This window comes from Klebsiella sp. FDAARGOS_511, from assembly GCF_003812845.1.
GTDB classification, from domain to species: domain Bacteria; phylum Pseudomonadota; class Gammaproteobacteria; order Enterobacterales; family Enterobacteriaceae; genus Klebsiella; species Klebsiella grimontii.
The window spans coordinates 5,819,598-5,844,173 of sequence record NZ_CP033824.1; the positions used below are offsets into that span (position 1 = coordinate 5,819,598).

A 24,576-nucleotide genomic window follows, 5' to 3' on the forward strand; every position below is an offset into this window, starting at 1 on the left:
TCAAAATAGGGAAGGAGCGCGCTATGCAGCGTCGATCGGCAACGCTAGAAGATGTGGCCCGCGAGGCTGGGGTATCCCAGCAGACGGTCTCCCGAGTGCTGAATAATCCGGACGTGGTGTCTGAAAGAACCCGCGATAAAGTGATCCGCGCAATGCAGGCGCTGCGCTATGTACCGAACCGTTCTGCGCAGCTGCTGGCGGGGAAATCCGCGCCGTCAATTGGCCTGATTACCGCCTCGCTAACGCTGCACGCGCCTTCGCAAATCGCCGCGGCGGTGAAAAGCTATGCGGGTTTGCATCAGCTTGAAGTTTCAATTGCGATGCCGGTGCAGATCGATTATCCGTCGCTTCAGGCCAGGCTCAATGAGTTTCGCGCCCAGCATATCCGCGGCGCGATTATCAGCCTGCCGCTGGAAAGCAGTCTCGCGGAGCGGCTGGTGGCGGAGAATCCCGACATTGCCTGCCTGTTTCTTGACGTCTCGCCGGAGGCCGACGTTTGCAGCGTGCGTTTCGATCACCGCGACGGCTGCGGCGCCTGCGTGCGTCATCTCTGGGACGCCGGGCACCGCGAGTTCGGCCTGCTTGCCGGGCCGGAAAGTTCGATTTCCGCGCGCATGCGCCTGAGCAGCTGGCGCGAGGCGCTGCACCGGCTGGGGGTCAGTAATGCGGTGACGGTGTTTGGCGACTGGAGCGCCGCCAGCGGCTGGCACAAAACTTTTGAGCTGCTGCATCACCACCCGCGCCTCAGCGCCATCGTGGTGGCTAACGATCAGATGGCGCTTGGGGTGCTGAGCGCGCTGGCGCAGCTTAACCGCACCGGCAGCCAGGCTATCTCGGTCACCGGCTATGACGATACGGCGGACAGTCTCTATTTCCAGCCGCCGCTGACCACCGTCGCTCAGGATTTTAATGTTCTCGGGAAACGGGCGGTCGAGCTGCTTATCAAGCTCATGGCCGCTCCGCAGATAAAAATTCGCGAGCTGCTGCCGACGCGTCTGATTATCCGCCATTCCACCTGGCCCTATGCGGGAGATGAGGAGAGGGAGAAAGGCGAGCTCATTGCGCAGCTTAAAGCGCTGGTGGAAAAGCTCTAAGCAACGGGCCGTTTAGCTTTCATTGATGTTGCGTGTGATAGTTTATGGAACAAACGTACTCAGGGGATTTATCCACTGAACGTAAAAATGCAAAACACAATCTATCCATGCAAGCATTTATTCACCGCCAGTCACATGGCGGTTTTTTTTGGCCTTTTTTTGCCAATGGGAAATGACATTATTTTATTTTATTCTGCTTATTGCGCGTTAAATCGGCTGAATAAAGCATAAACGCATTGTTTTTGCGGCCGTGTGTTAAAAGGTTTTCCGGGGCTATAGTTTCTGAACCAGCACAAAATACTGTAGAGCATGAGGCGACAGGACGCTCTTCTTTTAGCGCCATTCGGCTATGCTGAAAGCCAATAGCAGCGAGTAAAGGCAAGGTCATGATGATATTAAAAGGAAAAGAGCACGTTGACTCGGTTGACTGGCAGACGGTGGCGGAGACCATCGCCGCCGCAGGGCTTAATCAGCGGGACGTTGCGCTGGTTGAACGCGCGTTTCGTCATAGTACCTTTTGCTGGTTCGGCTATGAAAACGGTCAGCTCATTGCCGTTGCCCGGGCGATTAGCGACCTGACCTGGTGTAGCTATCTGGCGGATGTCGCGGTGCACCCGCGCTGCCAGGGTAAAGGATACGGCCAGCAGCTGATGCGGGCGGTCAGCGATGAGCTGCGGCCGTATGGCAAAACCTTTATCTACTCGGTAGTGGATAAAATAGATTTCTATCGCCGCTTCGGTTTTGAATTGCTGGCGACGGGCATGGTATGCGCCAGCGAAGAGACGATAGCGCGTATGCGCGAGCAGGGATTTGTTGGCTAGCAAACACCACCTAAAAAAATGCATTTACCAAACCTTAGTCGGCTATAGCGGGTCCAGTAAATTATGACAGATAGCCTGGGTTAAAAGGGTAAACTGTGTTACACAGTCTCATTCTCCTGGCAAAAATCTGGATGGGATTATGCTGACAACTCTGATTTACAGAAGTCAGATGCATTTAACACAAGAAACCGATCTCACACTGCTGGTTGAAAAAGCGAATGCTGAGAATGCAGCTCGCGGGATTACGGGCATACTTCTTTTAAAAGATAATGTTTACCTTCAGATACTTGAGGGGGATGAGTGCGTGCTTGAGCAGCTATTCAGCAAGATCAAGCAAGACGATCGCCACTATCAGGTTGTCGAGCTGATGCGTGATTACGCGCCGCGCCGGCGCTTTGAAAACGTAGGGATGATGTTTTTTGACCTGAATAAACGGCAAACCGCTGACGTCCTGACAAAGGTGCGCCAGCTTAGCCAACTGAAAGGTTATCTTTCCACCGAAGAGCGCGTTTATAAATTTATCCATACTTTTATCAGCCAAAGAAGGACTGCCGCGCCGTCACCCTTTTTACGGCCTGACAAATGGTCGCTTCATTCGCGTAAACATGCATTTCATGCGCCGCAAGAATCGTTTTTTGCCGGTCAATGCTGTCAGTTTGCTTTCCAGCCCATTATCGAACCGTTGGCAGGGAATATCACTTCGCTTGAAGCGCTTATTCGTGATAAAGAGGGCGGTAGTCCCGCCAATTTCTTTGCCTCGATTCCGCCAGAGAAACGTTATGAAGTTGATCTCAAAGCGAAATCAGTTGCCTTTGCCCTGGCGAAAGAAATCAATATTGGCGACCATAAAATATCCATTAATATCCTTCCGATGTCGCTGGTTGTTATTCCTGATGCCATTGAATACCTGTTGCAGGAAATAAAAAAACAGGGACTGGTACCCGAACAGGTGATCGTTGAGGTGACGGAAGATGAAATGATCTCCGGTTTTAGCCAGTTCAGCAGCGCGATAAAAAAACTGCGCGTCTCTGGTATGGGGCTGGCAATTGATGACTTTGGCGCCGGTTATGCTGGGCTCTCGTTGTTGACAAAAATTCAGCCTGATAAAGTTAAAATCGACCGCGAGATTATTTCCGACATCCATCAGAGCGGCCCTAAACAGGCGGTGGTCAGATCGATCATCAACTGCTGCCGTGAACTTGAGATTGCCGTGGTTGCTGAAGGCATAGAGCGGATAGAGGAGTGGTGCTGGCTCGAATCTGCGGGTATCAAACGTTTCCAGGGCTTTTTATTTGCCATGCCGAAAGTCAACGGCGTCGGTGATATACGCTGGCCTAAGGAAAAAGTGAAGCCTGATATGCCTTAATATACTGAGCGGTTTGCTTCCAGAAGCAGCGCAGGCGAGTAGAAATTGAGTATTCAGCCTTGATCGTCCCTATTTTCTGCAGCTGAACCGGCCAAGAGTTGATGATGGCCGGTAAGCTCATGAATAACTGCAAGCTCTGCCTATTCCCAATCTAAAACAAACTGACCTTTGTTAATCATCGATCCTGTCATGACTGATTTCATCTTCGTGGGTGTTTATCAACTGCGTAAGCGCTATTTGTTCCTGAAACTTGGTCAGAAGCAGTTCTGCGTCCGTCTTCAGAACGTCTTCAGATGATTCCAGTACCGAATTTATCGCTTTCGTTACGTTGCTAACTAATTCCGCGACGCCGCCTTCCTTGCCGATAGCAAGCATCAGAGCGCTAATGAGCAAAGACTGCGCCTCGACCTGGGCAGCAAGCTGCTTACTTTCGGCATCCATGGCGGAAATTTTAGCAATTATGCTGAGAATGACATTATTCATTGTATCCCTCAAATCGATCAGTTAGAGCGGGTTGTTGATGGCTATCTTCGATGTCGATAGTCCGAAATAACCATAGGACATCAATATGCCAGAAAAAATATCGGTAGCGATAGTCAGGTTTTAGACATCAGCAAAGTTAAGCATGAAAACGCGCCGGTCCCTCTTCCATTTTTCCTCCAGCGGTCGCGCCCGACAGCGCGTAAGGGAGCATGAAGAGAGCGGTGTTGAAAAGAAAGACGGCAGACTTGACGTCGTGTTAAGCCTGGCCGACCTCTGATGTTTCTTACTTCAGCATCAACTCATACCGGACGAACCGGAAAATTTTAGGATGTTTGGCCGTGAGGACAGACGCGTTTGCAAGAGCGGCTATCGCTTTGCATCGAGGTACAGCATGGTCTGACGCCCGACCATGAATATGGCTCATGTTGTAATGAAATTAACTCGCTTTTACTCATCTAATGACTCTGGCATAACATGCTGTATTCGATATAGATAATATGAAGATAAAGACTGCTTATGGAAGCATGCGGTAGCCTGCAACCATCAGAAAGGACAGCGGTTTTTTATCTCAGGACTTAGGATGCACATCTGCGATGAATCAACAATTTACATATACTATTAAACGCACTCTCTTTGATGAAAACTATAACCCCTCTGAAAATACGCGTATTACAACCAACTTTGCTAATTTAGCCAGAGGGGAAAATCGCCGGGAGAATCTGCGCAATACGTTAGCCATGATAAACAACCGTTTCAACAACCTGGCGCATTGGGATAACCCCAAAGGCGATCGCTACGCGGTTGAGCTGGAAATTATTTCAGCCGAAATGAAGTTCAACGCCACTGGCGATACTTTTCCGGTAATTGAAATATTGCAAACCAGCATTATTGACAAAAAAACGGATAAACGCATTGACGGTATTGTCGGCAACAATTTCTCCTCGTACGTTCGTGATTACGACTTTAGCGTAGTGCTGTTGGAACATAATAAAGGGCGCGCAGGTTTTAGCCTTCCCGAGGGGTTTGGCGATTTACACGGCAATATATTTAAACATTTCGTCAATTCAGCGCAGTTCAAGGCCAATTTCAAAAAAACACCGGTCATCTGCCTTAGTGTCTCCAGCAAAGACACCTATCACCAGACCGGAAATCAACACCCGGTGCTGGGCCTCGAATACCGGCCTGCCGCCTCATCGTTGACTGAGCAATATTTTGGCAAAATGGGCCTACAGGTTCGTTATTTTATGCCGAAAAACAGCGTCGCGCCTCTGGCATTTTATTTTTCGGGGGATTTGCTGAGCGATTATACGAGTCTTGAGCTGATTAGCACCATTAGCACGATGGAGACGTTCCAGAAAATATACCGCCCTGAGATCTACAATGCGAACTCTGCCGCAGGACTCTGCTACCAGCCCGATCTGCATCATCAGGACCATTCGCTAACAAAAATTGTTTACGATCGTGAAGAGCGCAGCCAGTTGGCTGTAGAGCAGGGGAAGTTTACCGAAGAGCACTTTATTAAACCGAACAAAAATATTCTGCAGCAATGGTCTGCTCATTACGCTCTTTAAGACATCGCATATATAAGGCTATCGATAATGACAAAATTATTACCCACTTCAACAGCCGGCAGCTTACCGAAACCCTCCTGGCTTGCTGAGCCGGAGAAACTGTGGTCTGCCTGGAAATTACACGATCAGGAATTAATCGACGGCAAAAAAGATGCGCTGAGTTTGTCCTTATTCGACCAACTGCGCGCCGGTATCGATATCGTCAGCGATGGCGAGCAAACGCGTCAGCATTTTGTCACCACGTTTATTGAGCATCTCAGCGGCGTTGATTTTGAAAAACGCGAAGTTGTTAAAATCCGCAATCGCTACGACGCGAGCGTACCAACCGTGGTAGGGGCCGTTGAGCGACAAAAACCGGTATTCGTTGAAGATGCGCGTTTTTTGCGTCAGTTGACCAAACAACCGATTAAATGGGCGCTGCCGGGGCCCATGACCATGATTGATACGCTTTATGACGCTCATTATAAAAGCCGCGAAAAACTGGCCTGGGAATTTGCGAAGATACTTAACCAGGAAGCCAAAGAGCTGGAGGCCGCCGGCGTCGACATTATTCAGTTTGATGAGCCAGCCTTTAATGTCTTTTTTGATGAGGTCAATGATTGGGGCATCGCGGCGTTAGAAAGGGCGATTGAAGGGCTTAAATGCGAAACCGCGGTCCATATCTGCTATGGATACGGCATCAAGGCCAATACCGACTGGAAAAAGACGTTGGGAACGGAGTGGCGCCAATATGAAGAAGCGTTCCCTAAGCTACAAACATCCAACATCGATATTATCTCACTGGAGTGCCATAACTCGCGGGTGCCTATGGATCTGCTTGAGCTGATTCGCGGTAAAAAAGTCATGGTTGGAGCCATAGATGTGGCAACCAATACAATTGAAACGCCGGAGGAGGTCGCCGCGACTTTGCGTAAAGCGCTGCAGTTTGTGGATGCAGACAAGCTCTATCCTTCAACCAACTGCGGCATGGCGCCATTATCGCGTCGGGTTGCGACAGGCAAGCTGCAGGCGTTAAGCGCCGGGGTGGAGATTATCCGCAGGGAGCTCCAGGGAAAATAGCCTCTGGCACAGGGCCGAAAAGCATCGCCGTTGCTGGTAGATGTCCAGCGAATGCTACAGCGGCAGCGGCGCTGCTTCTGGCTCTGGTTTAATGTCTCACGGAGTAGTTCTCTGCAGGGAAATACCCATACACAGCGTCGGTAGTTACTTAAAATATTTATCCAGTGGATCGTAATGGCGGTATTTTCTAAAGAAGAACAGCCAGTAGATAAAGCCCAGAATAGCGCCCAGCCCGGCAAACTGCAGATAAAGCATTTTACGCCGGACAAGCAGGTCGACAAATGAATACGCGCCTTTCCACATATCAATAATGCCACCGTTTATCACCAGATCTGTAAACAGCGCAATCGCCGGCAGGGCAACGGCGTACGCGGCCATAAGGTATAAAAGGGCCGCAATCCTCATTTTGGTATTGATATGCATGTGCCGTTCCTTGTCCGTGTTTTTTAAAGCATAACATAGCTCATCAAGAACCAGCCTGCGATCGGCATTAGCCGATGCGGACACGATCGTTGGCTCCGAAAGGACCATTTGGGTATGGAATCCAGATGGTCCTTACTGCCTGCTGCTAGTGACTATGAGCTCTGAGAAAGACGGTTAATACATCCTGTCGCCTCGTGTTTTCATTCAAACCCGCTATCAGCAAATATAGATAACCCAACCATATGCCCTGGCAGCGTGAAAAATCCGCTGCTTGTCGCATGCATAAGATCTATCGAACAATACTTTGTATTTAAGGTGAAGATTAATTTCACATCATGAAGGCTGAGTTTTCGGCGCAAATATCGAATAAATGTGAAAATCAAATGGACATCAGATTACAAATCATTACATTTGATTTCATAACATTTCAGAAAACGGAGTTTTTGATGTTGTGTATGTCATTTCCCAGGTATGGGCTTCTGCTGGCCAGTCTCACGGCCACAGCCCTCCCGGCAGCGCCCCTGAGTCCTGCGGACCAGAATGCCATTGAGCAACAACAAAAGGCATTGCTGGAACAGACGCAGCAGCAGCGCGACATGCTCCGCCAACTGGTGAACGTTTTCGATGAGTTTAACCAAACTAAAAGGTTCAATACCCAGCCTGTTGCCAGCTTTATCAAAGGTGAAACAGCCTCCGGGGCTAATCTTTCTACGAAAACGGCAGATTATGTCAAAAGCCTGCAAAGAGATAACACTGCCAAATTAGTAGGTGTTTTTAATAAACAAAATCCAAACGCTGAATTAAATGTTTTTGGGAAATATTCACAGCAAGTTTTGGGCCCCGGAGGGAGTGACACAAGGGGTAGGACTAAAGTTTTTGCTTCAGAAAAATTGACTGAGGATGAAATTATTAGTTTTGCTACATCTTTAACTAGTGGAATCTCATTTAAAGAGAGCGTTCTTTCTGAAGGGAGGCTGATGTATGCAAAAATAAACGATAATCAAACAATCAACATTCGAAATTTTTCAACTTCCTCAGAGATAACTGGAGCAAGATGGACAATTGAAATCATTGGGAATGCTGATATTAAATCTGTCTCTAAGACATCATTGAATAGATTTGAAGTGAATTTTAGATAGGGGAGAGGTACAGTGACATATTTAACCGAAGAACAATATCAGGATCGGAAAGAGTTACTGCGAGGGGCTTCTACGACTATGTTATGGAAAAATATCGACCCAGATAGTGTTGATGGCGCCTATAAGCTAACTTATCAAGAAGAAAAAGCGCTTTATATCTGGTTCATTTGGCGTTTATTGGAAGATGGTGAGATCAAACTTGCTCGCCACGGGAAGTTTCTCCCTGGAAGCATCGACAAGCAGATCGAGGTTTTTGAAAGGGCATTTCCTAAAACTGAGGATGATATGAATTGTGATGCATTTGAGGGATTTTGGTTTCTAAGTGAAAATTGTCCGGCTGGAATTGTCTGGATTCATGAAGACGACTATCAGGATTGGACTTAGTAAAGATATTTTAACATTCTACCTGCCCTTTAATACGGGAAGGATATCATGATCTTCCCATCGAAAACAGGGTAAGTAAAACCTGGAAAATAGGATTGATATATACCGTAATGATAACAATTAAGTTAGTACCCAACGCTGATGGAAAGATCGTCTTGAGTCAGGGTCTACAGGAAAACGACGGATATGAGTTTCGTAGAGAACTAGCCAAAAAAGGAACGCCCCCTGGAGCATCGGCAGCAGGGGGCGTTTACGGGTGAGGATTATCGTCGTTCATCAGTCATCCCATTTGTGGCTTAAATACGCGGCAAGAAATCCAAAGAACACGATGGTTCCCAGAACCGCCATAAATACATGCATATTTCCCAGCATGATTAACCTCCATTAGTTTTGCTATGCGCTATGTTGTCCTCATTGAGCGGGTTTACGGTTGTTGGATACATCTTAGCCCGACTAGTCTAAACAAATGCTTAACAAATTGCCCGGCGTGACTATTCTGGCGATAAATCACATTACGTTTTTGTCCACCATTATCTTCTTTCTGTACTGCAACGGGCTAAGATCAAACTGCTGGCGAAAGTGATGGCGTAGGGTGCTGGCGTTTGAGAAACCGCAAAGCTCGGCAATGTGTTCAACGCTCAGCCGGCTGTGGGTTAAATGCTGCGTGGCGCGCTGAAGGCGCTCGTCAAGCAGCCAGCGGGCAGGGGTTTTGCCGGTGGCGTCTTCGAAACGGCGCAAAAAAGTCCTGGGGCCCATGCCGGCTCTTGCCGCCAGCGATGCCACGGTGTGGCTTGCGGCGAGATTCTGATGCAGAAAATCAAATAATTGCCCCAGCCGCTGGCTCTCTCGCGCTTTAGCCACCGGGCGAACAATCTGCTGCGCCTGCCCGCCGTCGCGATGGGGGGAAACCACCAGACGTCGGGCGACAAGATTCGCCGCGTCGACGCCAAAGTCCTCGCGCACCAGATGCAAACATAAATCGATACCCGCAGCACTGCCGGCGGAGGTCATGACGCCTTCGGCGCCGACGTACAGCACGTCATCGACCACCTCAATCTGCGGAAACCGCGCCCGCAGCTGGTCGGTATAGCGCCAGTGGGTGGTCGCCTGGCGGCCGTTCAGCAGCCCGGCGGCGGCCAGAACGAAAACCCCGGAGCAGATAGAAATGATCCGGCAGCCTCGCGCATGGGCGGCGACCAGCGCTTCGCATAGCCGCGGCGGCACAGGGGAGTCGATACCGCGCCAGCCCGGCACCACGATGGTGTCCGCTTCGCCTAACAGCGCCATGCCGCCGTCGGTCATCAGCCGAATCCCGCCGGTCGCCCGCAGCACGCCTTCGTCGACGGCGGCCACGGCAAAACGATACCAGCGTTCGCCCATCTCAGGGCGCGGCAGGCCAAAGATCTCGACGGCGACGCCAAATTCAAAAGTACACAGGCCATCGTAGGCCAAGGCAACGACCCGATGTTGTGACAACGTCACGGGTGGAATTGTCATGATTTCAGCGTTTTCAGTCATAGTTCTCGGCAGATGTCGCGCAGGCGGTTAATTAAAGTAGTGGTATCACAGACAAGGAGAAGATGCCATGAGTGTTGTAACCGCTATTGCCCCCGCCAGTTCTACCGACGCTGCCGCCTGGTTTCGTCATAAGCTAAGCCTCGAGACCGACTGCGCCGATGTCTACAGCGCGATGCGCGAAGGAGAAGCGGATTTTGTTCTGCTACACGTCGTCGGCAGTGAGGAAACCTTTGCCCGTCGCCACCTCCCGGGTGCCCTGCATTTACCGCACCGGCAGATTGATGAAGCCAGAATGGCGCAATGGCCTCAGGAGACGCTGTTTGTGGTCTACTGCGCCGGGCCGCACTGCAACGGGGCGGACGTCGCCGCCATGAAGCTGGCGCTACTGGGGCGTCCGGTCAAAATGATGCTCGGCGGTTTGACCGGCTGGGAAGATGAAGGCTTGCCCTTCGCAAAATGAATTTATTTCATGTGCCATGAAATATTGTCGTTTGCCGATGAATCCTCCGCATGCCAGTATCTGGACATATAGACATCCAGAAGTCTAAAAATTCAAATAATGAACTATCACGGTGGGCAACTACCTTGCCCACCGCTAAGGAGACACCATGCAACGTCAGCAGGCCCCGTTCCGCGCAGATATCGTCGGCAGTTTTTTACGTCCGGACGCCATCAAACAGGCCCGCCAGCAGCTGGCCGCAGGCGCTATTGACGCACAGCAGCTGCGGCAGATAGAAAATGAGGCGATTCGCGATCTGGTGCAGCAGCAGTGCGAGTGCGGGCTGCACGTGGTGACCGACGGCGAGTTTCACCGCGCGTGGTGGCACTTTGATTTCTTTGACGGTTTACAGGGCGTTGAGCGCTACGATTCTGAAAAAGGTATCCAGTTCAACGGGGTACAGACCAAAGCGCACGGGGTTCGCGTCACCGGTAAACTGGCCTTCGGCGATCACCCGATGCTGGAAGATTTTCGCTATCTGAAGAGCGTCAGCGGCAGCGCGCAGCCGAAAATGACCATTCCCAGCCCGAGCGTGCTGCACTTCCGCGGCGGGCGCAAAGATATTGACGCGACGGTATATCCGGACCTCGCCGACTATTTCGATGACCTGGCGACCACCTGGCGCGACGCCATTCGCGCCTTCTACGATGAGGGCTGCCGCTATTTACAGCTCGATGACACCGTCTGGGCCTACCTGTGCTCCGATGAGCAGCGTCAGCAGGTTCGCGATCGCGGCGAAGACCCGGATGAACTGGCGCGCATCTATGCCCGCGTTCTGAATAAGGCCCTGGAAGGGAAGCCGGAGGATCTGACCGTTGGCCTGCACGTGTGTCGCGGTAACTTCCGCTCGACCTGGATCTCCGAGGGCGGCTACGAGCCGGTTGCGGAAGTGCTGTTCGGCGGCGTTAACATCGACGCGTTTTTCCTCGAATATGATAACGACCGCTCCGGCGACTTCGCGCCGCTGCGCTATATTCGTCCCGGCCATCAGCAGGTGGTGCTGGGGCTGATCACCACTAAAAACGGCGAGCTGGAAAACCCGGAAGGCGTGAAGGCTCGACTGCAGGAGGCGGCGCAGTACGTCCCGCTGGCGCAGATCTGCCTCAGCCCGCAGTGCGGCTTTGCCTCCACCGAAGAGGGGAATTCCCTGACGGAAGCCCAGCAGTGGGACAAAGTCCGTCTGGTTACCGGCATCGCCGCACAGGTCTGGTAATCTCTTCATAGCGCAGCGTTGCACTATTTTAAGGCAACGCGGCGCCCCCTCTTTTATTTCCCCCATATTCCGCCGCGCTTTCAGGGTATTCCGCAACCTGGCATTGTTTTTGCCTTATCACTTCCGGTTAGTCGTTAATTCATTTTTTGTCTTTGCGCTATTCAGGAGTGACACACATGCAGCGTCGTACATTATTAAAAGCTTTTGCTCTCTCCGCCTCTGTTATCAGCATGGGCTTCTCCCTGCAGGTTTATGCCGCCGACACCATTAAAGTCGGCATTATGCACTCGCTTTCCGGGACGATGGCGATTTCTGAAACCCCGCTGAAAGATGTCGCCCTGATGGCTATCGACGACATCAACGCCAAAGGCGGCGTACTGGGTAAAAAACTGGAACCGGTTGTGGTGGACCCGGCGTCAAACTGGCCGCTGTTCGCCGAAAAAGCGCGGCAGCTGCTGACCCAGGATAAGGTGGCGGCGGTGTTCGGCTGCTGGACCTCCGTATCGCGTAAATCGGTTCTGCCGGTATTCGAAGAGCTGAATGGTTTGCTCTTCTACCCGGTACAGTACGAAGGTGAAGAGATGTCGCCGAACGTGTTCTACACCGGCGCGGCGCCAAACCAGCAGGCGATTCCGGCGGTAGAATACCTGCTGAGCGAAGACGGCGGCGGGGCGAAACGCTTTTTCCTGCTGGGTACCGACTACGTCTATCCGCGCACCACCAACAAAATTCTCCGCGCTTTCCTGCACGCCAAAGGGATTCAGGATAAAGATATCGAAGAGGTCTATACCCCGTTCGGCTATAGCGACTATCAGACTATCGTCGCCAACATCAAGAAATTCTCCGCCGGCGGCAAAACGGCAGTGGTTTCTACCATCAACGGCGATTCCAACGTCCCGTTCTATAAAGAGCTGGCCAACCAGGGCCTGAAAGCGACAGACGTGCCGGTTGTGGCCTTCTCCGTGGGCGAGGAGGAGCTACGCGGCATTGATACCAAACCGCTGGTGGGCAACCTCGCGGCGTGGAACTACTTCGAATCCGTTGATAACCCTACCAACAAACAATTTGTCGCGGATTATCGTGCCTATGCCAAAGCCCATAAGCTGCCGAACGCCGATACCGTCGTAACCAATGATCCGATGGAAGCGACCTGGGTTGGCCTGCACATGTGGGCGCAGGCGGTGACCAAAGCGGGCACCACCGACGTAGACAAAGTGCGCGAAGCGATGGCCGGGCAAACCTTCAAGGCGCCGTCAGGCTTTACCCTGACCATGGATGCCACCAACCACCATCTGCATAAACCGGTGATGATCGGCGAAATCGAAAGCAACGGCCAGTTTAACGTGGTCTGGCAGACCGAAGAACCGGTACGCGCCCAGCCGTGGAGCCCGTGGATTGCCGGTAATGACAAAAAGCCTGATCACCCGGTGAAAACCGCCAGCAACTAAGCGCCAGACCCCGGCGCTGCGCTGGGGTGATTGACTCAGTCCTCCGGGCCCAAAGCCCGGATTTCCCCGAAAAGGAGAACGACCATGAACGCATTGCGCCTCATGTGTTACTTCGCGCTGCTCATGGTCTTGCTACCGTGGCGGGCGCAGGCAGCGGACGCCGACGATTTTGTGGCGGCCAATCGTAGCCAGCAGGCTCAGCTGCTTGAACGGTGGGCCGCCGCGCCCGAAGCCTCGCGTTTACCGCTGTTGCGGGCGCTGAAGAGCGAAACATTACAATCGGACAGCGACGGTCATGCCTTCAGCAAGCAGGGGGAAAAGCTGCTGGCGCTGGGCGAGGTTGCGGCTCCCGAGGGGGTGACAAAACCGGTACGCCTGACCAACCGCCTGCGTAACCTGGCGGCTGGCGCGCTGGCGACGCATCTACTGGTAAGTGACAACGTCACTGAAAGGGCTGCGGCGGTGAAAACCCTTCAGCGCGAGGCCACGCCAGAGATGGCGGGTCTGCTTCAGCAGCGTCTGACGGCGGAAAGCGACGGCGCGGTGAAATCGCAGCTGGAAATTGCGCTGGCCCGTTTACAGCTTGCCAGCCCGCAGCCCGCGCAGAGGCTGGCGGCCATCGCGCTGCTCGGCCACTCCGGCGACCCTGAAACCCAGGCGCTGCTGACGCCGTATACCGATGCGCAACATGAGCCAGACCCGGCGATTCGCGCGGCGGCCCAGGAGAGCCTGAGCAAAATCCAGCATCGCCTGCTGCTGGGCGATCTTCTCGGCCAGGCTTTTATGGGCCTCTCTCTCGGCTCCGTTCTGCTGCTCGCCGCGCTCGGCCTGGCCATCACCTACGGTCTGCTGGGGGTGATCAATATGGCCCACGGTGAGATGCTGATGATTGGCGCCTACAGCTGCTGGCTGGTGCAGCAGGCGCTGGCGCAGCTGGCTCCGCAGTGGCTGGCCTTCTATCCGTTAATTGCACTGCCGGTGGCGTTCCTGGTGACCGGCGGTATCGGCATGGCGCTGGAACGCACCGTGATCCGCCATCTCTACGGCCGCCCGCTAGAGACGCTGCTTGCTACATGGGGCATCAGCCTGATGCTCATCCAGCTGGTGCGGATGCTGTTCGGCGCGCAGAACGTTGAAGTGGCTAACCCGGCGTGGCTCTCCGGCGGCGTGCAGGTTCTGCCGAATCTCATTCTGCCGTGGAACCGTCTGGCGGTGCTGGCTTTTGTGCTGCTGGTGCTGCTCTTTACCTGGCTGACGCTGAACAAGACCCGGTTGGGGATGAACGTGCGGGCGGTGACGCAAAACCGCGCGATGGCGGCCTGCTGCGGCGTGCCGACCGGACGCGTCGATATGCTGGCGTTTGGCCTCGGCTCGGGTATTGCCGGGCTGGGCGGCGTCGCGCTGTCGCAGCTCGGCAACGTCGGGCCGGAGCTGGGCCAGGGCTATATTATCGACTCCTTCCTCGTGGTGGTGCTCGGCGGCGTTGGTCAGTTGGCCGGCAGCGTGGCGGCGGCGTTTGGTCTTGGGATCTTTAACAAAATCCTTGAACCGCAGATGGGGGCCGTGCTGGGCAAGATCCTGATCCTGGTACTGATTATCCTGTTTATCCAGAAACGTCCCCAGGGACTGTTCGCCCTCAAAGGGAGGGTTATTGACTAATGAGCCAACCTATTACCTTAACGCTGGCGCGTAAAGCGCCGCGCCCGCTACGCTGGCTCGGCGTTGTGCTGCTGCTGGGCCTGCTGAGTATGCCGTTTCTGGCGCTGCTGCCGGCCTCGCATCCGCTGGCGGTCTCCACCTGGCTGCTGACGCTGACCGGCAAGATCCTCTGCTACGCCATTGTCGCCGTGGCGCTGGATTTGGTCTGGGGCTATGCCGGGATGCTCTCGCTCGGCCACGGGATCTTTTTTGCCCTTGGCGGCTACGCCATGGGCATGTACCTGATGCGCCAGGCGGCGGGCGACGGATTACCGGCCTTTATGTCGTTTTTATCATGGAGCGAACTGCCGTGGTTCTGGTGGGGCACCCAGCATTTCGCCTGGGCTATGCTGCTGGTGGTGCTGGTGCCCGGTCTGCTGGCCCTGGTGTTCGGCTGGTTTGCCTTTCGCTCAAAAATCAAAGGCGTCTATTTTTCGATCATGACCCAGGCGCTGACCTACGCCGGGATGCTGCTGTTTTTCCGTAACGAAACCGGGTTTGGCGGGAACAACGGTTTTACCGGCTTTACCACGCTGCTCGGTTTCTCCGTCACCGCCATCAGCACCCGGGCGGCGCTGTTTATGGCGACGGTGCTGCTGCTGCTGCTCACCCTGTGGATCGGCTATCTGCTGGCGCAGAGTAAATTTGGCCGCGTGCTGACGGCGGTACGCGATGCGGAAAACCGCCTGATGTTCTGCGGCTACGATCCGCGCGGCTTTAAGCTGCTGGTATGGACCCTTTCAGCCGTACTGTGCGGCCTGGCGGGGGCGCTGTACGTGCCGCAGGTCGGGATCATCAACCCCAGCGAAATGTCGCCAACTAACTCTATTGAAGCGGCAATCTGGGTGGCGCTCGGGGGACGCGGAACCTTAATCGGTCCAGTGCTCGGCGCAGGCCTGGTCAATGGCGCGAAAAGCTATTTCACCATGGCGATGCCGGAGTACTGGCAGCTCTTTCTTGGGCTGATTTTTATTATCGTGACGCTATTTTTACCGCGTGGGGTCATTGGCCTGCTGCGTAGAGGAGATCGCTGATGCAACTGGATGAAGAGCTCTTCACCCGCCAGCTGCCGACGGACCGTTTTCGCGAGCAAACCGATCCGGTGCTACAGCTGGAAGAGATTAACGTCAACTTTGACGGTTTTCAGGCGCTGACCAACCTGTCGCTGCAGATTGGCGTCGGCGAGCTACGCTGCGTGATCGGGCCGAACGGCGCCGGGAAAACCACTCTGATGGACGTGATCACCGGTAAAACCCGGCCGCAGAGCGGCAGGGCGCTTTACGATCAGTCGGTGGACTTAACGACCCTCGATCCCATCGCGATCGCTCGCCAGGGCATCGGGCGCAAGTTTCAGAAACCGACGGTCTTTGAGGCGCTGACGGTAGCGGAAAACCTGGAGCTGGCAATGAAAGGCGACAAGTCGGTGTGGGCCAGTCTGCGGGCCCGTCTGAACAGCGAGCAGGCTGACCGAATCAGCGATACCCTGCGCCTGCTGCGGCTTGAGGGCGAACGCTATCGACCGGCGGGATTGCTGTCGCACGGGCAAAAGCAGTTCCTTGAAATCGGCATGCTGCTGGTGCAGGAGCCGCATTTGCTGCTGCTGGACGAACCCGCCGCCGGGATGACCGATGCGGAGACGGAATATACTGCCGAGCTGTTCCGCACCCTGGCCGGGCAGCATTCGCTGATGGTGGTCGAGCATGATATGGGCTTTGTCGAGACCATCGCCGACAGGGTGACGGTGCTGCATCAGGGGCAGGTGCTGGCGGAAGGATCGCTGAGGGAAGTGCAGGCCAACGAACAGGTGATTGAAGTTTATCTCGGACGTTAAGGAGCGCGGATGCTACAGGTTAATCAACTACACCAATACTATGGCGGCAGCCACATTCTGCGCGGGGTGGATTTTGCCGCCCGCCAGGGCGAAATCACCTGTCTGCTCGGACGCAACGGGGTGGGGAAAACCACCTTGCTGAAGTGTCTGATGGGGCTGATCCCGGCGCGCAGCGGCGAGGTGCGGTGGCAGGAGAAGAATATCACCCACCGCAAACCGCATCAGCGGGTACAGTCAGGGATCGCCTACGTGCCGCAGGGGCGGGAGATTTTTCCACGCCTGACGGTCGAGGAGAATCTGCTGATGGGGCTGTCCCGCTTTCCCGCCCGCGACGCGCGGGCGGTGCCGGAAGAGATTTATCAGCTGTTTCCGGTGCTCAAAACCATGAAGCAGCGGCGCGGGGGCGACCTCTCCGGCGGCCAACAGCAGCAGCTGGCGATTGGTCGGGCGCTGGCCAGCCGTCCGCAGCTGTTGATTCTTGATGAACCGACGGAGGGCATTCAGCCGTCGGTGATTAAGGAGATTGGCGAGGTTATTCGCCAGCTGGCGAACCGCGGGGATATGGCGATTCTGCTGGTGGAGCAGTTCTATGATTTCGCCGCAGGTTTAGCGGATCGCTATCTGGTGATGTCGCGCGGCGCGATTATTCAACAAGGTAACGGCCGCGATATGGAAGCCGAAGGCGTCCGCGGGATGGTCACCATTTAACCCTTCCCGGATGGCGGCCTCCCTCCGGCTCGCGCTGCGCTTAGCCGGGCTACAGGTATACAGCAGTCTGCTGGCCCGTAGCCCGGGCAAGGCGCGTCGAGCGCCGCCCCCCGGGAAAAAGCGCGCAGAGGGTTATTTGCGCAGCAGCCGCTGCAGACGCGCCTGACGCCAGCTATTGATCCATTCGCCAAAGACAAACAGGCGTAACCCTTTAACCACCAGCAGCGTCCCCCAGATGATGGCCACCCATGCGGACCAGTAGCTGTCTGCGCCGGTCAGCCAGTTTAGCAGCGCCAGCAGAACGCAGACGACGACAGCTACCGTCAGAGAACGGAAAAAACGGCTCTCGCATTCGACGCGCGCTTTGGCTTCCTCAATGCGTAAATCCAGCGACTCCTCATGCCCCTCCGGCGACTCGCCGCTAATCTCGGCGACGTTGACTTCAAACACCGCCGCAAGCGCGCTGAGCGTCTCCAGGCCGGGGCGGTCGCCGTTCTCGATGCGTTGAATGGTGCGCACGCTCACGCCGGCCAGTTCGGCAAGCTGCTCCTGTGACCAGGCGCGCTGCAAACGTAATTGTTTAACCTGATTGCTATTGTTCATTGTTTCTATCTCCGGGTGAAAACCTGAGATGGAGTATTATCGAGCGGGCTGTCGGTCACCACGATCGGAACCCGACAGGGACGCGACAGCAACCTGACAACCGCACGGCGCCTGACCTCAGGCGCTGGCGACCGCGCTGCCGTTCCACGGACGAACGTTCATCCCACGGAAAATCATCAGCCATGCGGCGATAATAGCCAGCATCAATATCGCAAACAGCGACCAGTGCGGTAAGTGAGTCAAAATCGTCCCGGTCAGCATCGGGTTAAACGCCGCTCCCAGCCAGCCCAGCGACTGGGCGGAAAAGTAGCTGGCTTTCATGCCCGGCGGCGCAATGTTATCGATCAGCATATATTCACCCGGCGCGTAAATAACCTCCCCGAGGGTAAAAATGGCGGCGGAGACGCCCCACAGCAGCAGGCTATTATCGGAAATGACAAATCCGCCCAGTCCGATCACAAAACAGGCCGTCCCAAAGGTCATTAGCGGGCGAATATTACGAGCGGTCAGGCGCCGGCCGACGGCATACTGCAACGCCACCACCACGGCGGCGTTGACCGGCAGCACCACGGCAACCACTTTTTCGGCAAAGTCGCTATCGGCAACCACCAGCACATACTGGGAAATACAGGAGGCGAACGAACCGCCGACAAAAGAGGCCAGCAGGCCGGAGAGGGTAAACCACAGCAGAGCGCGATCGCGCAGCAGCACCGACGGCGACCACTGAACCGCGTTATCCTGAGCAACCGCGGCGCTGGCGCGCTGAACAAACAGCTGAATAAATACCAGCGGCAGGGCGGCGCAGCCGGCCGCCAGCCAGAACGGCAGGTTAATGCTGTGCATGACCAGCAGGGTGCCGATCGGCGGCCCGACGGTCCAGCCAATGTTGAGGAAGGTGTAGTTGAGGGAAAATATCTGCGCTTTCTTCGCCGGCGAGAGTACGTCGGCGAACCACGCTTTCAGCACGGTTGAGAATACGGAGTAGGCGCAGTTAATCAGCGCGAAGAAAAAGACCACCAGCGCGACGCTGTTAACCAACGGAATCGCGATAAAACCGCCAATAAACGCCAGCACGGCGAGCGTCATATAGCGCTTTTTATCGAACTTATCGGCGAGAATGCCAAAACCCATGCTGAACAGCACCCCAACGATCAGCGCGCTCGACAGCGCATAGCCGATTTTATCCACCTCCAGCTGATACTGACGGGTGAGGTAGATCGTCATAAAAGGTAACGTTGCGCCACGGCCAATGGTTAACAGCAACGACGAAGCCAGCAGCGCTGCGGTTGAGCGCCTGAGAGTCGGTATCATTTTTTCCTTGCCTGATATGATGTTATTTTTGTTGTCACGATCACAAATAGCACGCTAACCGAGGCTTGTATAGTTCCCATCGGTAATGAAAAGCACGTCAGCGCCCTACCGAAAATAATGATCTATGCGGCGGGCGAATTATTCGTTACTTTGATTTTGTTCACAAAAATTCCAATAACAACCGAGGCGGGTATGACGCGTAAAGACGGACTGCTGGCATTGCTAGTGGTGGTGGTATGGGGGCTGAATTTCGTTGTGATCAAAATGGGACTGCATAATATGCCGCCGCTGATGCTTGCCGGGCTGCGCTTTTTGCTGGTGGCTTTCCCGGCGCTGTTCTTCGTCGCGCGACCAAAAATTCCGTTAACCCTGCTGCTGGGCTACGGCCTGACGGTTAGCTTCGGTCAGTTTGCGTTTCTGTTCTGCGCGATCAGTCTTGGCATGCCAGCCGGGCTGGCATCGCTGGTGCTGCAGGCCCAGGCCTTTTTCACCATCATTCTCGGGGCGTTTATTTTCGGCGAACGTTTGCAGGGGAAACAGCTGGCGGGGATCGCGCTGGCGATTTTCGGCGTGCTGGTGCTGGTCGAAGCCAGCCTCGGCGGCCAGCACGTGCCGCTGGTGGGCTTTATGCTAACGCTGGCCGCGGCGTTGAGCTGGGCCTGCGGCAATATCTTCAACAAGAAAATTATGTCGCATGCGAGCCGGCCGCCGATTATGTCTTTGGTGGTGTGGAGCGCGTTGATTCCGGTGCTGCCGTTTATGCTGGCGTCGTGGATCCTCGACGGTCCGCAGGTCATGGCGGCAAGCCTGCTGCATATCGACCTGCTGACGATCCTGTCGCTGCTATACCTGGCGTTTATTGCCACTATCATCGGCTACGGGATCTGGGGGGCGCTGCTCGGCCGCTATGAGACCTGGCGCGTGGCGCCGCTGTCGCTGCTGGTGCCGGTTGTCGGGATGGCCAGCGCCGCCTTATTGCTCGGCGAGACGCTGAACAGCCTGCAGCTGCTGGGGGCGGTACTGATTCTGGCCGGGCTGTATATCAACGTGTTTGGCCTGCGGATCGCGCGTCCGGGCGTGGCGCGGGGGTAAAAAAAAGCCCCGGTAACGGGGCTAAAGGGATTTACAGGCCTTGCTGGTTGTAATAGGGCACGCCCAGTTCATCTGATTTATCACTGCCTGAAGCCATGTGATTGAAATCAAAAGGCGAATCGTTATGTTCGGAAGGAATAATCATCGCATCCCGGTTGTTGTGACGAACAGGAGTGCTGGTTTGCTCCGCGTAACTTTGGCCTGAGGCCAGCGCCAGTAGCACGATGGCGGCGGAAGCGAATAGTTTCATTATTTCCTCAATACGTCTTTTTGCAGGCGGTTAACAACAGTTGTTCAGTGGGAGCAGATAGCGCGACTCGCCCGGTACATTGGTAATACGGTACTGGTGCGGCGGAACATCGAAATAGTTTTTAAAAGTTCGCGTCAGCGTTTGCTGCGATTCAAAACCGTAGCGCTCGGCCAGGTATAAGATAGGCTCGTTGCTCTGCTTCAGCTTCTGCGCGATCTCGGTCAGCTTACGGCTGCGGATATACTGTCCCAGCGAGTGACCGGTCTCTTTCTTAAACATTCTTTGCAGGTGCCACTTGGAGTAACCTGAGCGCTCTGAAACCTTCTCCAGCGACAGGGGCGATTCCAGGTTATCCTCGATCCACGACAAAATACTATGGATAGTGATGGCGTCGTTATTGCGTCTGGACATCATCTTACCTCTTCTTATTACGACAGAACTTTTTTGAGTAAACACTCAAGAGTGGCCACTTCATCCGTCGACAGATTTTTTGTTAGTTCCTGGTGCAATTTCTGACCCACAACCTGATGACATTGCTCACAAAGGGCTGCGCCGTCTGGCGTTAACTGTACCAGCACGCCGCGCTTGTCAGTCGGGTTGGGTAACCGTTCAATCCAGCCTTTACAGACCAGGCGGTCGAGCATGCGCGTCATTGCGCCTGGGTCGACCGAAAGCACGGTTTTCAGCTCAACGGGGGTAATACACACTTCGCAACGAATGGAACAGAGCACCCGGAACTGGGTGGAAGTAATATCCATCGGCGAGAGATAGTCGTTGAGCAGGCGATCTTTTTTCTGGTTAACCATTTGGATCAAGCGACCAAGGGGGATCATTTCGTTAAACAGGTCGCTTGTACTTTTCACAATGGTTGCCCAGGCAATGACTTAGTTGCGGGAGATATTATTGCCTAGGCAAATATAAGTCAACCTGATGAATTGCCCGATGCCACGATTTGCTAAAACGAATTGATGTGATGCAGGTCACTCTATTTCGCGTTGTTGTCTTATGATTTGATGGAGTGGTGAATGCGTTCTGCGGAGAACGGGTACAATCTGACCCCAGACGATATACTCAGTACGCCTCATTTTTTGCTAATCCAATATTTACAGGACCTTAATTCTCTATGATGGATCTTTTTAAAGCGATAGGCCTGGGGCTGGTGGTGATTCTACCGCTGGCGAACCCGCTGACTACCGTAGCGCTGTTCCTGGGCCTGGCCGGGAATATGAACAACGCCGAGCGTAACCGTCAGTCGCTGATGGCCTCGGTTTATGTGTTCGCCATCCTGATGGTCGCCTGGTATGCCGGACAGGTGGTGATGAACACCTTCGGAATATCGATTCCTGGTCTGCGTATTGCCGGCGGCCTGATTGTCGCCTTTATCGGCTTCCGCATGCTGTTTCCACAGCAAAAAGCCCACGATTCGATGGAAGCCAAGCTGAAATCGGAAGAGCTCGAGGATGAACCGACCGCCAATATCGCCTTCGTTCCGCTGGCGATGCCAAGCACCGCCGGGCCGGGGACAATCGCGATGATTATCAGCTCAGCGTCGACGGTAAAGCACGGGGCGAGCTTCCCGGACTGGGTTGTGTTGGTGGCGCCGCCGATTATTTTTGCCCTGGTCGGGATTATCCTCTGGGGCTGCCTGCGCAGTTCTGGCGCGATTATGCGTCTGGTCGGGAAGGGCGGCATTGAGGCGATTTCGCGCCTGATGGGCTTCCTGCTGGTCTGCATGGGCGTGCAGTTTATTATTAACGGCGTGCTGGAGATTATTTCGACTTATCACGCCTGACGACTTTGCGTCGACGGAAAAATAAAAAAGCCTGCCGATTTTGCAACCGGCAGGCTTTTTTTACGCCGAACTATCAGGAGTGATGCGGCTGGTGATCTTCCAGCGATACCGGCCAGCGACGGAAAATCATCACCGCCCAGATTAACGCGATAACGGCTGGGATCGCGCCGACGTAGCCAATAGACGCCATCGACAGATGGCTGCTGACCTGGCTGCCGACCAGCGCGCCCGCGCCGATGCCGATATTAAATATCCCCGAGAACAACGACATCGCCACGTCGGTGGCGTCCGGCGCCAGCGCCAGCACTTTCACCTGCATACCGAGACCGATAATCATGATCGCCACGCCCCAGAAGACGCTCAGCAGCATCAGGTGATTGGCGTTGTGCGAGGCGGGCAGCAGCAGCAGCAAACACGCCAGCAGCAGGCCAATCGCGGCGTTAATCAACCCGGAAGCATGCAGGTTGCCGAGTTTACCAAACAGGATGCTGCCGACGATCCCCGCACCGCCCAGGGTCAGCAGCAGCAGAGTGGCGAAGTTGCCGCTCAGCCCGGCCACCGTCTGGACGAACGGTTCAATATAGCTGTAGGCGGTATAGTGCGCGGTCACCACGATGACCGTCAGCAAATAGATGCTCAATAGCGCAGGGCGGCGGAACAGCACCGGCAGGCTTTTCAGCGACCCTGAGTGCTCGCTCGGCAGCTTAGGTAGCAGCTTGATCAGGCAAACCATGGTGACCAGCGCCCCCAGGCCGATGACCAGGAAAGTGGTGCGCCAGCCAAAATACTGCCCGACAATACGGCCGATTGGGATGCCGAAGACCATCGCCAGTGCGGTACCGGTGGCAATCAGGCTAAGCGCCTGTGCCCGTTTACCCGGCGGGGCCATACGAATAGCCAGCGCGGAGGTGATCGACCAGAACACCGCGTGGGCGAAGGCGATGCCGATACGGCTGATCACCAGCACGTTGAAGTTCCAGGCCAGGAACGACAGCACGTGGCTGGCGATAAACAGGATAAACAGGCCAACCAGCAGGCGACGGCGTTCCATCTTGCTGGTCAGCAGCATAAAAGGCAGCGACATCAGGGCGACAACCCAGGCGTAGATCGTCAGCATGATCCCCACCTGCGCCGTTTCCATGCCAAAGCTGTCGGCGATGTCCGACAGCAGGCCCACGGGTGCAAATTCGGTGGTATTAAAGATAAATGCCGCAATCGCAAGCGTGACTACGCGAAGCCACGCGACCTTGCGTGAAACCGTATTTGTCATCATAAGTTCAGGGCTGGTTACAAAGAGGAAAGAAGTGGGACGATCTTAAAACGATTGCTGCTGAAAATACAATCATTTTGTGATCTGCATCTCATTTTTGTTGAGGCGAGGTTTCTGCGACTAACGGATTAATTTTTCTATTAAACGTGTGGATTTCTCCCGTTTATGTCATGTTATCGATAAGTAAAAAAAAGAGGGACAGAACAATGCAGGAAATTAGCTTTTATCTGGTTGATGCCTTCAGCGATCGTAACTTTGGCGGTAACGCGGCGGCGGTTTGCCCGCTCACCGAATGGCTGCCGGACGAAACGCTGCTGAAAATGGCCCAGCAGCATAATCAGTCGGAGACCGCGTTTTTTGTGCGTACGGATGAGGGGTATGAGCTGCGTTGGTTTACGACGCTGTACGAAATCAACCTCTGCGGCCACGCGACCCTGGCGGCCTCGCACGTCATTTTTGAATATTTCGACCACCCCTCGTCGACAATCGTGTTTAGCACCCGCTTAGTCGGCGAGCTTCGCGTCACCCGCAGCGGTGACTGGCTGACGCTGGATTTCCCGGCCTGGGCGACGACGGTCGTTGAACAGCCGCCAGCTGAACTTTTGACGGGGCTCGGGGTGAGCGACGCGGTGGAAGTTCGCGTGGCGCGCGATTATCTGGTGATTTTAGCCGACCGCCAGCAGGTCGAGGCCGTGCGTCCGGACATGCATATGCTCCAGCGCCTTGGCAAAATGATCTGTATCAGTGCCGCGGATGAAGAGTATGACTTTGTCAGCCGTTTCTTCTGCCCGGGCGAGTCGGTGGCGGAAGACCCGGTCACCGGGTCCGCGCACAGCATGCTGATTCCCTACTGGGGCGAGAAGCTCGGCAAAACGGAGATGCAGGCACGGCAGGTGTCGGCCCGCGGCGGCGACCTGCGCTGCCAGTGGCGGGGCGATCGGGTTCTGATCGGCGGTCAGGCGACGACCTACCTCATCGGCACCATAACTTTACGCTAAGGAGG

General features: G+C 54.7%; 28 protein-coding genes. 17 read left to right on the top strand and 11 right to left on the bottom strand.

All coding sequences use genetic code 11. The annotated features are described in order from the left end of the window. Positions 1-23: 23 nt before the first annotated feature. Complete coding sequence (locus EGY08_RS29220; RefSeq protein WP_004119785.1) at positions 24-1,094, top strand: LacI family DNA-binding transcriptional regulator; 1,071 nt, start codon at positions 24-26, stop codon at positions 1,092-1,094. Positions 1,095-1,272: 178 nt separating this feature from the next. Here the strand turns inward: EGY08_RS29220 and EGY08_RS30870 are convergent, their stop codons facing one another. Continuing rightward, complete coding sequence (locus EGY08_RS30870; RefSeq protein ID WP_162625994.1) at positions 1,273-1,437, bottom strand: hypothetical protein; 165 nt, start codon at positions 1,435-1,437, stop codon at positions 1,273-1,275. Between the two features lie 43 nt (positions 1,438-1,480). On the opposite strand from EGY08_RS30870, the gene EGY08_RS29225 reads away from it, so the two are divergent. Both EGY08_RS29225 and EGY08_RS29230 read left to right on the top strand, forming a co-directional pair. After that, on the top strand, positions 1,481-1,915 hold the full coding sequence (locus EGY08_RS29225; RefSeq protein ID WP_004119786.1) for a GNAT family N-acetyltransferase: 435 nt from the start codon (positions 1,481-1,483) through the stop codon (positions 1,913-1,915). A 139-nt stretch (positions 1,916-2,054) separates the two neighbouring features. After that, a complete protein-coding gene (locus EGY08_RS29230; protein WP_004119787.1) occupies positions 2,055-3,281 on the top strand; it encodes a diguanylate phosphodiesterase in 1,227 nt (408 codons plus the stop codon). 171 nt (positions 3,282-3,452) lie between these two features. On the opposite strand, the gene iraP is transcribed toward EGY08_RS29230, so the two are convergent. Then, positions 3,453-3,764, bottom strand: a complete 312-nt coding sequence (gene iraP / locus EGY08_RS29235) for an anti-adapter protein IraP (protein WP_004119795.1) — start codon at positions 3,762-3,764, stop codon at positions 3,453-3,455. Positions 3,765-4,357: 593 nt separating this feature from the next. Here iraP and EGY08_RS29240 point away from each other — a divergent pair. Then, complete coding sequence (locus tag EGY08_RS29240) at positions 4,358-5,335, top strand: DUF1852 domain-containing protein (RefSeq protein ID WP_049115148.1); 978 nt, start codon at positions 4,358-4,360, stop codon at positions 5,333-5,335. 27 nt (positions 5,336-5,362) lie between these two features. Then, positions 5,363-6,394: a methionine synthase gene (locus EGY08_RS29245; RefSeq protein ID WP_123829314.1), complete on the top strand. Its 1,032-nt coding sequence runs from the start codon at positions 5,363-5,365 to the stop codon at positions 6,392-6,394. A 144-nt stretch (positions 6,395-6,538) separates the two neighbouring features. Here EGY08_RS29245 and EGY08_RS29250 read toward each other — a convergent pair whose 3' ends face one another. Further along, the gene (locus tag EGY08_RS29250) at positions 6,539-6,817 is read right to left on the bottom strand and encodes a hypothetical protein (RefSeq protein WP_004119801.1); all 279 of its coding nucleotides are present in this window, start codon (positions 6,815-6,817) and stop codon (positions 6,539-6,541) included. 335 nt (positions 6,818-7,152) lie between these two features. Here EGY08_RS29250 and EGY08_RS29255 point away from each other — a divergent pair, with 335 nt between their 5' ends. Together EGY08_RS29255 and EGY08_RS29260 are read left to right on the top strand one after the other, a co-directional pair. After that, the gene (locus tag EGY08_RS29255) at positions 7,153-7,956 is read left to right on the top strand and encodes a hypothetical protein (RefSeq protein ID WP_200483175.1); all 804 of its coding nucleotides are present in this window, start codon (positions 7,153-7,155) and stop codon (positions 7,954-7,956) included. Between the two features lie 78 nt (positions 7,957-8,034). Then, positions 8,035-8,340: a DUF596 domain-containing protein gene (locus tag EGY08_RS29260; protein WP_117077365.1), complete on the top strand. Its 306-nt coding sequence runs from the start codon at positions 8,035-8,037 to the stop codon at positions 8,338-8,340. Positions 8,341-8,616: 276 nt separating this feature from the next. On the opposite strand, the gene mgtS is transcribed toward EGY08_RS29260, so the two are convergent. Further along, positions 8,617-8,712 carry a protein MgtS gene (mgtS, locus tag EGY08_RS29265; RefSeq protein WP_049089018.1) on the bottom strand — a complete coding sequence of 32 codons (96 nt, stop codon included), beginning with the start codon at positions 8,710-8,712 and terminating at the stop codon, positions 8,617-8,619. A gap of 135 nt (positions 8,713-8,847) precedes the next feature. Then, positions 8,848-9,858, bottom strand: a complete 1,011-nt coding sequence (gene ftrA / locus EGY08_RS29270; RefSeq protein ID WP_123829315.1) for a transcriptional regulator FtrA — start codon at positions 9,856-9,858, stop codon at positions 8,848-8,850. A 67-nt stretch (positions 9,859-9,925) separates the two neighbouring features. Here ftrA and EGY08_RS29275 point away from each other — a divergent pair, with 67 nt between their 5' ends. From EGY08_RS29275 to urtE, 7 genes are all read left to right on the top strand, one after another. Continuing rightward, positions 9,926-10,318: a rhodanese-like domain-containing protein gene (locus tag EGY08_RS29275; protein ID WP_123829316.1), complete on the top strand. Its 393-nt coding sequence runs from the start codon at positions 9,926-9,928 to the stop codon at positions 10,316-10,318. Between the two features lie 148 nt (positions 10,319-10,466). Then, entirely contained in the window at positions 10,467-11,570 is a 1,104-nt protein-coding gene (locus EGY08_RS29280; protein WP_123829317.1) for a cobalamin-independent methionine synthase II family protein, read from the top strand. Between the two features lie 176 nt (positions 11,571-11,746). After that, on the top strand, positions 11,747-13,018 hold the full coding sequence (gene urtA, locus EGY08_RS29285) for an urea ABC transporter substrate-binding protein (RefSeq protein WP_004136305.1): 1,272 nt from the start codon (positions 11,747-11,749) through the stop codon (positions 13,016-13,018). 84 nt (positions 13,019-13,102) lie between these two features. Next, positions 13,103-14,677, top strand: coding sequence for an urea ABC transporter permease subunit UrtB (gene urtB, locus EGY08_RS29290; protein WP_123829318.1), 1,575 nt, complete (start codon positions 13,103-13,105; stop codon positions 14,675-14,677). Further along, positions 14,677-15,750: an urea ABC transporter permease subunit UrtC gene (gene urtC, locus EGY08_RS29295; RefSeq protein WP_004119822.1), complete on the top strand. Its 1,074-nt coding sequence runs from the start codon at positions 14,677-14,679 to the stop codon at positions 15,748-15,750. Before urtB ends, urtC begins: the two co-directional genes overlap by 1 nt. Further along, positions 15,750-16,547, top strand: coding sequence for an urea ABC transporter ATP-binding protein UrtD (gene urtD / locus EGY08_RS29300; RefSeq protein ID WP_004119825.1), 798 nt, complete (start codon positions 15,750-15,752; stop codon positions 16,545-16,547). Before urtC ends, urtD begins: the two co-directional genes overlap by 1 nt. A 9-nt stretch (positions 16,548-16,556) precedes the next feature. Next, entirely contained in the window at positions 16,557-17,255 is a 699-nt protein-coding gene (gene urtE, locus EGY08_RS29305) for an urea ABC transporter ATP-binding subunit UrtE (protein ID WP_049115158.1), read from the top strand. Between the two features lie 132 nt (positions 17,256-17,387). Here urtE and EGY08_RS29310 read toward each other — a convergent pair whose 3' ends face one another. Together EGY08_RS29310 and ydeE are read right to left on the bottom strand one after the other, a co-directional pair. Further along, complete coding sequence (locus EGY08_RS29310; protein WP_004119829.1) at positions 17,388-17,858, bottom strand: helix-turn-helix domain-containing protein; 471 nt, start codon at positions 17,856-17,858, stop codon at positions 17,388-17,390. Between the two features lie 117 nt (positions 17,859-17,975). Beyond that, the gene (ydeE, locus tag EGY08_RS29315) at positions 17,976-19,169 is read right to left on the bottom strand and encodes an efflux MFS transporter YdeE (protein WP_004119832.1); all 1,194 of its coding nucleotides are present in this window, start codon (positions 19,167-19,169) and stop codon (positions 17,976-17,978) included. A gap of 192 nt (positions 19,170-19,361) precedes the next feature. On the opposite strand from ydeE, the gene eamA reads away from it, so the two are divergent. Then, entirely contained in the window at positions 19,362-20,261 is a 900-nt protein-coding gene (gene eamA, locus EGY08_RS29320; RefSeq protein ID WP_004119834.1) for an O-acetylserine/cysteine exporter, read from the top strand. Between the two features lie 31 nt (positions 20,262-20,292). Here eamA and marB read toward each other — a convergent pair whose 3' ends face one another. The 3 genes from marB to marR are packed head-to-tail and all read right to left on the bottom strand — an operon-like array spanning position 20,293 to position 21,374. Beyond that, positions 20,293-20,511 (bottom strand): multiple antibiotic resistance protein MarB, encoded by a 219-nt coding sequence (marB, locus tag EGY08_RS29325; RefSeq protein WP_004119836.1) that lies wholly within the window; start codon positions 20,509-20,511, stop codon positions 20,293-20,295. 30 nt (positions 20,512-20,541) lie between these two features. Further along, positions 20,542-20,922 (bottom strand): MDR efflux pump AcrAB transcriptional activator MarA, encoded by a 381-nt coding sequence (gene marA / locus EGY08_RS29330; protein WP_004102351.1) that lies wholly within the window; start codon positions 20,920-20,922, stop codon positions 20,542-20,544. A 17-nt stretch (positions 20,923-20,939) separates the two neighbouring features. Beyond that, a complete protein-coding gene (marR, locus tag EGY08_RS29335) occupies positions 20,940-21,374 on the bottom strand; it encodes a multiple antibiotic resistance transcriptional regulator MarR (protein WP_004102349.1) in 435 nt (144 codons plus the stop codon). A gap of 260 nt (positions 21,375-21,634) precedes the next feature. On the opposite strand from marR, the gene EGY08_RS29340 reads away from it, so the two are divergent. Further along, positions 21,635-22,303 carry a MarC family NAAT transporter gene (locus EGY08_RS29340; RefSeq protein WP_004119839.1) on the top strand — a complete coding sequence of 223 codons (669 nt, stop codon included), beginning with the start codon at positions 21,635-21,637 and terminating at the stop codon, positions 22,301-22,303. Positions 22,304-22,376: 73 nt separating this feature from the next. On the opposite strand, the gene EGY08_RS29345 is transcribed toward EGY08_RS29340, so the two are convergent. After that, a complete protein-coding gene (locus EGY08_RS29345) occupies positions 22,377-23,576 on the bottom strand; it encodes a sugar transporter (RefSeq protein ID WP_004119840.1) in 1,200 nt (399 codons plus the stop codon). Positions 23,577-23,779: 203 nt separating this feature from the next. On the opposite strand from EGY08_RS29345, the gene EGY08_RS29350 reads away from it, so the two are divergent. Then, complete coding sequence (locus tag EGY08_RS29350; RefSeq protein ID WP_123829319.1) at positions 23,780-24,571, top strand: PhzF family phenazine biosynthesis protein; 792 nt, start codon at positions 23,780-23,782, stop codon at positions 24,569-24,571. Positions 24,572-24,576: the final 5 nt, after the last annotated feature.

Coding starts and splice junctions, on each gene's coding strand:
- mgtS (WP_049089018.1), bottom strand. CDS start 8,712: ATGCTGGGAAATATGCATGTATTTATGGCGGTTCTGGGAACCATCGTG.
- EGY08_RS29255 (WP_200483175.1), top strand. CDS start 7,153: ATGAAGGCTGAGTTTTCGGCGCAAATATCGAATAAATGTGAAAATCAA.
- urtD (WP_004119825.1), top strand. CDS start 15,750: ATGCAACTGGATGAAGAGCTCTTCACCCGCCAGCTGCCGACGGACCGT.
- eamA (WP_004119834.1), top strand. CDS start 19,362: ATGACGCGTAAAGACGGACTGCTGGCATTGCTAGTGGTGGTGGTATGG.
- ydeE (WP_004119832.1), bottom strand. CDS start 19,169: ATGATACCGACTCTCAGGCGCTCAACCGCAGCGCTGCTGGCTTCGTCG.
- EGY08_RS29240 (WP_049115148.1), top strand. CDS start 4,358: ATGAATCAACAATTTACATATACTATTAAACGCACTCTCTTTGATGAA.
- EGY08_RS29310 (WP_004119829.1), bottom strand. CDS start 17,858: ATGAACAATAGCAATCAGGTTAAACAATTACGTTTGCAGCGCGCCTGG.
- EGY08_RS29280 (WP_123829317.1), top strand. CDS start 10,467: ATGCAACGTCAGCAGGCCCCGTTCCGCGCAGATATCGTCGGCAGTTTT.
- EGY08_RS29275 (WP_123829316.1), top strand. CDS start 9,926: ATGAGTGTTGTAACCGCTATTGCCCCCGCCAGTTCTACCGACGCTGCC.
- urtC (WP_004119822.1), top strand. CDS start 14,677: ATGAGCCAACCTATTACCTTAACGCTGGCGCGTAAAGCGCCGCGCCCG.
- EGY08_RS29260 (WP_117077365.1), top strand. CDS start 8,035: ATGTTATGGAAAAATATCGACCCAGATAGTGTTGATGGCGCCTATAAG.
- EGY08_RS29245 (WP_123829314.1), top strand. CDS start 5,363: ATGACAAAATTATTACCCACTTCAACAGCCGGCAGCTTACCGAAACCC.
- EGY08_RS29225 (WP_004119786.1), top strand. CDS start 1,481: ATGATGATATTAAAAGGAAAAGAGCACGTTGACTCGGTTGACTGGCAG.
- iraP (WP_004119795.1), bottom strand. CDS start 3,764: ATGAATAATGTCATTCTCAGCATAATTGCTAAAATTTCCGCCATGGAT.
- EGY08_RS29220 (WP_004119785.1), top strand. CDS start 24: ATGCAGCGTCGATCGGCAACGCTAGAAGATGTGGCCCGCGAGGCTGGG.
- EGY08_RS29340 (WP_004119839.1), top strand. CDS start 21,635: ATGATGGATCTTTTTAAAGCGATAGGCCTGGGGCTGGTGGTGATTCTA.
- urtB (WP_123829318.1), top strand. CDS start 13,103: ATGAACGCATTGCGCCTCATGTGTTACTTCGCGCTGCTCATGGTCTTG.
- ftrA (WP_123829315.1), bottom strand. CDS start 9,858: ATGACTGAAAACGCTGAAATCATGACAATTCCACCCGTGACGTTGTCA.
- EGY08_RS29350 (WP_123829319.1), top strand. CDS start 23,780: ATGCAGGAAATTAGCTTTTATCTGGTTGATGCCTTCAGCGATCGTAAC.
- urtE (WP_049115158.1), top strand. CDS start 16,557: ATGCTACAGGTTAATCAACTACACCAATACTATGGCGGCAGCCACATT.
- EGY08_RS29250 (WP_004119801.1), bottom strand. CDS start 6,817: ATGCATATCAATACCAAAATGAGGATTGCGGCCCTTTTATACCTTATG.
- EGY08_RS30870 (WP_162625994.1), bottom strand. CDS start 1,437: ATGGCGCTAAAAGAAGAGCGTCCTGTCGCCTCATGCTCTACAGTATTT.
- EGY08_RS29345 (WP_004119840.1), bottom strand. CDS start 23,576: ATGATGACAAATACGGTTTCACGCAAGGTCGCGTGGCTTCGCGTAGTC.
- EGY08_RS29230 (WP_004119787.1), top strand. CDS start 2,055: ATGCTGACAACTCTGATTTACAGAAGTCAGATGCATTTAACACAAGAA.
- marB (WP_004119836.1), bottom strand. CDS start 20,511: ATGAAACTATTCGCTTCCGCCGCCATCGTGCTACTGGCGCTGGCCTCA.
- urtA (WP_004136305.1), top strand. CDS start 11,747: ATGCAGCGTCGTACATTATTAAAAGCTTTTGCTCTCTCCGCCTCTGTT.
- marA (WP_004102351.1), bottom strand. CDS start 20,922: ATGTCCAGACGCAATAACGACGCCATCACTATCCATAGTATTTTGTCG.